This is a genomic window from Betaproteobacteria bacterium (assembly GCA_016720925.1).
Classification (GTDB): domain Bacteria; phylum Pseudomonadota; class Gammaproteobacteria; order Burkholderiales; family Usitatibacteraceae; genus UKL13-2.
This window is the reverse complement of the sequence record JADKJR010000024.1, coordinates 58,451-65,100: the sequence shown is the minus strand read 5'-3', so window position 1 is coordinate 65,100 and position 6,650 is coordinate 58,451. Positions and strand designations below refer to the sequence as shown.

5 protein-coding genes are annotated in these 6,650 nt (G+C 58.9%); all 5 read right to left on the bottom strand.

What is annotated here, in order from left to right:
* A partial coding sequence (locus IPP88_21375; protein MBL0125144.1) for a DUF4337 domain-containing protein occupies positions 1–606 on the bottom strand: 606 nt, incomplete at its 3' end.
* A 73-nt stretch (positions 607–679) separates the two neighbouring features.
* Positions 680–2,074 (bottom strand): DUF1501 domain-containing protein, encoded by a 1,395-nt coding sequence (locus IPP88_21370; GenBank protein ID MBL0125143.1) that lies wholly within the window; start codon positions 2,072–2,074, stop codon positions 680–682.
* A complete protein-coding gene (locus IPP88_21365) occupies positions 2,074–3,609 on the bottom strand; it encodes a DUF1800 domain-containing protein (protein MBL0125142.1) in 1,536 nt (511 codons plus the stop codon). Before IPP88_21365 ends, IPP88_21370 begins: the two co-directional genes overlap by 1 nt.
* Before the next feature lie 488 nt (positions 3,610–4,097).
* On the bottom strand, positions 4,098–4,601 hold the full coding sequence (locus IPP88_21360; protein ID MBL0125141.1) for a hypothetical protein: 504 nt from the start codon (positions 4,599–4,601) through the stop codon (positions 4,098–4,100).
* Positions 4,602–4,822: 221 nt separating this feature from the next.
* Complete coding sequence (locus IPP88_21355; GenBank protein MBL0125140.1) at positions 4,823–6,334, bottom strand: DEAD/DEAH box helicase; 1,512 nt, start codon at positions 6,332–6,334, stop codon at positions 4,823–4,825.
* Positions 6,335–6,650: the final 316 nt, after the last annotated feature.

The following is a 6,650-nucleotide window of genomic DNA, read 5'->3' as shown; positions in this document are numbered from 1 at the left end:
ACCGGTCACGGTAAACGCCATCACCCAGAAAACCAGCCCAGCTGCTCCCGCTACACCGGCCAGCCCCAGCATCCAGCGCCGACGCGTCAACACGCAAATCGACGCGAGCGAAATCGCGATCTGAATGAGGGTCATCGCCTGAGCCAGTTTGTTGTGCGGACTTAACGCATGCGTGGATGCTTCGTCCGCAGCCAGTGACTGCTTGTCAAATGATTCAGCCGCTTTCTTTATTTCTTCTTTCTCACCTTTGTAACGCGCCACTTCTGCCGCGTACTTGGCTTTTTTTTCAGGGTCTGTTGCCAAAGCCTCCGACAATTCCGCCAGATTCTGCTTCGTCCCCTTGGCTTGATAGTAGGACCATTGATTGGCGCCTTCGGTTTTCTTCAGCACGGCGTCGTTCTTGTGAAGCAGCGCCTCGTTCTGCGTATGACCACCCTGATAGCTGACGATGGCGCCAATGGTCGCAAGGATAGCCGTAAAAATAGCCACCCACTGGGCCAGACTGTGACCACCTGACTTGGTGTCTCCGTGATCGCCGCCATGCGCGGCCTCGTGCTCTACCGCGTGATCGTGGGGACCGTGTACATGAAATTTTCCGCCCGACATAGTGCTCTCCTCACAAAATGAACGCGATTATGCACGCGTATTGATGGGTAGCGGAAAAATCAATGGTTACCGGTCAGGCCATGAACCCGACGTCTGGGGTCGCAAAATTGCCGATATTCGGCAATACCAGGCTCATATCGGTGCTACTGACACCGAACCATTTCGCCAGGGTCGCCGCGAATTGTTCCACCGAGGTGGTCGGTAGCAAGCGCCCGGAGCCAACTTCGTCGTTGTTGTTCAGGCCCATGATCGGGAATGTGCCGTAGTAACGCTGCCCTTTCACGGCGCCGCCCACGACAAAATGATGAGATCCCCAGCCATGGTCGGATCCATCACCATTGCTGGTCAGCGTGCGGCCGAAGTCCGAGCCGGTGAACGCCGTCACCTGATCGGAAATGCCCATCGCGACGGTGGTGTTATAGAAGTAGGACAGTGCGTTACCGACCTGCGTATGTAGCGCGGGTTGAGTGGTGAGCTGATCGTCATGCGTGTCAAAGCCGCCAAGCGAGACAAAAAATACCTGCCGCTTCGCCCCTAGCTGGTTACGCGCGGCAATCATGCGCGCCACCACGCGCAGTTGCGCACCGACACTGCTGGTGGCCAATTCCGCCGGCAACGGAAAATCGGGCGCGGTAACCAGCGCTGCCGACAGCTTGGCGTTGGCATCGATGGATCGCTGTGTGGTTTCCGCGAGATCCTGCGTAAATACGTTGTTGCCGCCGCTGGTCACGAGTGTGGTCAGTGTCCCGCTGGCGGATGATGAACCGAACAAGCTGCCGGTGATGCCGGAAATCGCGGTCGAACCGGACGTGCCAAGCTGATATGACACCGACGCCTGTCCGGCCAGAAACACCGCGCTGCCGCTGATGGAGTTGCAGGTAAAAATACTGTTGGCATTTTGCGAAATCATCAAATCGCCAATACGACCTCCCCAGCCCACCCGGGCACCTTCCGGTGCGCTCGCCTGCCAGAGCGATTGCTGGTCGTTATGCGAAAACAGCTTGGGCGGCAGCGGCACCGAGAGATTGGTGTACTGCGCCTTGGTGGTTGGCACGATCAACGGGCCGACATTGGCCATGATGGCGAGCTTGCCGCTATCCCAGACGGTCTTCAGCGGGGCGAGTTCCTTCGGCAACGCAAACTGTCGGCCTGCGTTGCTGCCGGTGAGCGGTGTCGATGGCGTCAGCGGCAGCAGATCCGCGAGGGTGCGGGTGAGGCCCGCGCGCGCGCTGGTGTAGGCGTTGAAATTTGCCGTGTCGTAGGCAATCACCGTGTTGTTGTGATCGTTTGCACCGTACATGAACAGGCACACCAGCGCGCGGTAGTCGCCAGCGGTTTGCGCGGCGGCCGCGCCAATCGTGGCGAGGTTGAGCGCAAACGGCGCGGCAGAACCGGCAACGGAAAGACTACTCGCGGTGCGCAGGAACGCGCGGCGGGATTGATTGATATTTTTCATCCGTACCTCCATCACTGCTGGAAAAGATATTCGGGCGTCGCCATGGTCATGAAGATGGCGAGGTTGACGCGATTGCGTAAATCGGCATTGGGATTGGCGGTGCCGATATTGACCGAGGCAATGCCGTTGCGAATCAGCGTACGTGTCGCGCTAGACAAATTCCCGCCCACCAGCAGCAGGTTCACGCGATCGACCAGCAGGTCGGGATTATTTGCCAGCGCAAGTTCCGCCGAATAGTCGGCCTGAATGTCCAGCGCATTATTGGTGCCGCGCGTGCCGATGCCGGCGTTGACGACACCGCGCATGTAATTCAAATACCCCGCCATGGACGTCTCGTTGGTGATCTGCATCTCTGGCGCTAATAAACCCGCCGCACCAACGCGACTATTTGGCGGGATATAGCCGGGCCGAAAGAAGTTGAACACCGACGGCGCATACATCGGCGATTGACCAAGCTGGGTGGCGGGGTCCGAGGATGTACCGTAGAGGAATCGCCCGTCCGTCGAGCGCGCATTGAACGAACGCATCCAGTGCACCAGACGCACGGCCGGTTCGCGCACCTTGCCGCGTGTGCCGGTGCCAACCGGCGCCGCACGCGCTTCCGGATCGAGCAGGATGGCCTTGATGACCGCTTTCATGTCGCCGCGTACGCCGCTGCCGTTGTTGTTGAACACGCCCGCGACGCGGGAAACGTAATCAGGCGAGGGATTGCTGGACACCAGCCGCTGGATTAATTGCTTGCCGATGAATGGGCCCACATTCGGGTGATTGAATAGCCGGTCCAGTGCAATGCGAATGTCGCCGTTTGCATCCGCAACGGTCGTGGCGGGAATAGTGACGCCCAGAAACTGTTTTTGCGAAATCGAGTGATACTGGTTGTAGGCCTGCATCGGCTTGATTTCTTTGTCGGGGTCAACCGGATTGCCACCTCCACTAAAGCGATTGTTTGCGGTATCCGGCCCCGCCCAGCTCAGGCCAGTGAAAATCCTGCCCATGGACGAGACGTCGCTGTTGCCGTAGGTCTCGATTAGCTTGCCGCGAATGTCGAGTTTTTGCGTGCCGTCCTGGTTAAGCTCATACAAGCCGATGGTGAAAAGCTGCATCACTTCGCGCCCGTAGTTTTCGTCGGGCACGGCGCCGGTGGCGGGATTTTCCTTCTGGTTACGCAGGTGCGAAAGGTAGAGCCCCATCATTGGCGAATACGTCACCGCATCAATCAGGTTGCGATAGTTGCCGAAGGCATGCGTGCCCAACTGGTCAAGGTATTGCGCGGGGCCGCGTGGATAGCTGAACGCGATACTGCTGTTCAGGGAAACGACAAATATTTCCGACAACGCGAATGCCACCCGCTGCCGCAGCGCATCTTCACCAGTCGCAAAGTTCTTCCAGATACTCCATTGGAAGGCCGTCTGGCCGCGTTGCGAAGCCGCGGGCAGGGTATTGAGATAGGCCGTCACTGGCGGCAAATGAAAGGATTGGGGCTTGACAAACTGGCTGTCGATCCACGCTTCGTAACCGGATGCGGAGACGGCGTCGATATCGCTCATCCGCGGGCCAAACGTGGCCTGCGCCAGAAAACGCGAGGCATCGGTTGCCGAGACAACAGGTGCTTTCGCGACCGCGCATACATTCAGCGCGCCACCCGCGATTGCAAACCGTTCAATGGCGAGTGAACGATTGACGATGCTGAAGGCGGGCAACGAATAAATGAACGCGCCGCGTTCGCCATCGCTGAAATTGAATTCGAAAGTGCCCACGCTGGAAATGGATGATTGCGCGACTGGGCCGTTGATGGTCGAAAAGGGAATGCCCGGATTGACCTGGTAGATCGAACCGGTGAAGCGCCGCGCATTGCTGGCGTCCTGCGTTCCCTGCAACGTCAGCCATGTTGCGGTGCCCTGCTGGTTGTAGCTGTACCAGCCGGCAAATACCTGGTTGCCCTGATGCGATATTTGCACGCCCCAGCCAGAGGCATTCTGTCCGCCCCACCAGTGATCGGTGTAATTGGTCAGGCTGGCACGAGGATTGGCGCCACTTAGCGCCTGCAGCGTACATACAGGTATCTGGTCGGCGGGGCAAAATTTTGCGGCTCAAGATTTGTCTTGGTCTGCGCAACCGCGCCGATAGTATAGGCAAGCGACAGCCGGTTGGGGCTTGTTACAGTTGTTGCGCCTGTGCCGGCTTTGATAGCCACGAGATTGGCGCTGCCGGTGATTTGTGAAAGTGGCGTGCCTGTACCGGTGTATAAATCGCCCGCGCAAACGCTGCCCGAGAATGCGCAATCGAGCGTGTACCAAATCGCCGCGCCCTGCGCATCGTACGTGAACCAGACGCCGAAGGTTCGTGCGCCTTGTTGCTGAATAGTCAGGCCCCAACCCGACTCGGTGGGCTTCCACCAGAAGCCGACGAGATCCTGCGTGGACTGCGCATGGGCGGCGGCGCTGCCCAAAGCAAGGATCAGGAATGCCGAGATCGTTCCAACAAAGGTTTGCAGCCTGCAAAACCATGTCGCGAGAAAAGGTAACTTGTTCTTTGTCATGCTGATCGCTCCTGAAAGTCTGCTTCAGGCGCTACATTACGCGAACTGGCCCACCGACGTGGGCGCGAAGCTGTAACCAGTTGCGACAGCGTCAATCTGCCTCTTCGCTGGTCATCGCAGCTCTATTTGTCGACCCGGTGCCGCGTTGCGGTGTTAGCGAAAGAATCGCCAACCGCGGATTGCCCCCCCAAGCCGCAGCGTACGCGCGACTTGTCAACGGTCTACGACGACTCCTCCGTCTTGCGTCGCGCGCCACCGAGCAGCGCACCGGTGGGCCGTGCGGTCTTGCGCTTGTGACCTGACGCCGATTCCGCGTCGGGTGCCGCAGGGACGGTTTTCCCCGTTGACTCATAGGGCTTGCTGAAATCGAAATGCGGAAGATTGGTCGACGCACTGGAAGCGGAAGATACCTCGCGCTCGGACCGTCCACCGCGTCCACCGCCTTCGCCGCGTGGGCGCGAGCGACCGGATTCTTTCGCCTCGCGAATGGTGCGTTGACGCCGCGCTTCTTCGCGGTCGATCGGCTCCGCTGTGGTGGTGCTGGTCGAACGCGGGCGGCCGGACGTACTGCTGCTGCGGCCCACACGTTTCTGCTCACCCAATTCGGGCGCGGGGATACGCGGTATCGCCCGCTTCAGGAGTTTTTCGATGTTGACGAGATACTCCATCTCGTCCGGGCTTACCAGCGATATCGCTTCGCCGGTCATGCCGGCGCGGCCGGTGCGACCGATGCGGTGCACATAATCTTCCGGCGTATGCGGCAGTTCGTAATTGATCACGAATGGCAACTGGTCGATATCGAGTCCGCGCGCGGCGACTTCGGTGGCGACGAGGATTTTCGATTTGCCGGTCTTGAAATCATCCAGCGCAATGGTGCGCTCAGCCTGCGATCGGTCGCTATGAATGGCTGTCGCGAGCAGTCCATCGCGCTGCAACTGGCGCGAAAGACGATCGGCATCGATCTTCTTTCGAGTGAAGATCAGCACCTGTTGCATGTCGCGCGTACGGATCAGGTGGGCCAGCAACGCATGCTTGTGGCCGGCGGGAATTTCATAAGCCGAATGCGTCACCAATTCAGACGGCGCATTGCGGCGCGCGACTTCGATCAGCGTTGGATTGCGCATGATCTGGTTGGCGAGTCGCTTGATGTCTTCCGAAAAAGTTGCGGAGAACATCAGGTTCTGGCGCTGCGGGGGCAGCACGCTCAATATGCGTTTCAGATCCGGCAGAAAGCCCATGTCGAGCATGCGGTCGGCTTCGTCGAGCACGAGGATCTGCACCTGCGAAAGATTGATGCTTTTCTGCTCAAGGTGATCAAGCAGTCGCCCCGGCGTGGCAACGACAATTTCGACGCCGACATGCAGCGCCTTCAATTGCGGTTTGATATCGATGCCACCGTAGACAACGGCGATTCGAAGCGGCACATATTTGCCGTACGTGCGGACAGATTCTTCGACCTGTGCGGCCAGTTCACGCGTTGGTACGAGCACCAGTGCGCGCACCGGATGGCGCGCGGGCGAAGTGCTGGTGCTGGCGTGTGGCGCCAGTAACTGCAGCAACGGTAGCGTAAAACCCGCCGTCTTGCCGGTGCCGGTCTGCGCGCAACCCATGATGTCGCGACCCGCGAGGATTTCAGGAATGGCTTGTGCCTGGATCGGCGTGGCCTCGGTATAGCCTTCTTCGGCGACCGCACGAAGCAATTCGGGTATTAGATTCAACGAAGCAAATGACATCTCAACAGCCTTAATACAAAAGTGCCCGGGGAGCTCTGAGGGAGGGGGCGGCGGGGCCGATCGCATTTGCATGAAAAACAATTGCGATGCCACGGTTGCTCGCCTGTGAAACACTAACTTAGAGAGCGGGGGCGGAAAACAAATAGACTCCCGGCGCCATTGTACCGCGCGCGGACGGTCGGTCAGCTCTTTTTTCGTGCTCCAGGAGCAAAACTCAAGTACTGGCGCGGTGTTTGGCGCACTTTTGCCCGGAAAGGCACGCTGGCAAAGGGGTTTCGCGATTTCGATCCGCCGCAATTACGCGGAAATGGAATCA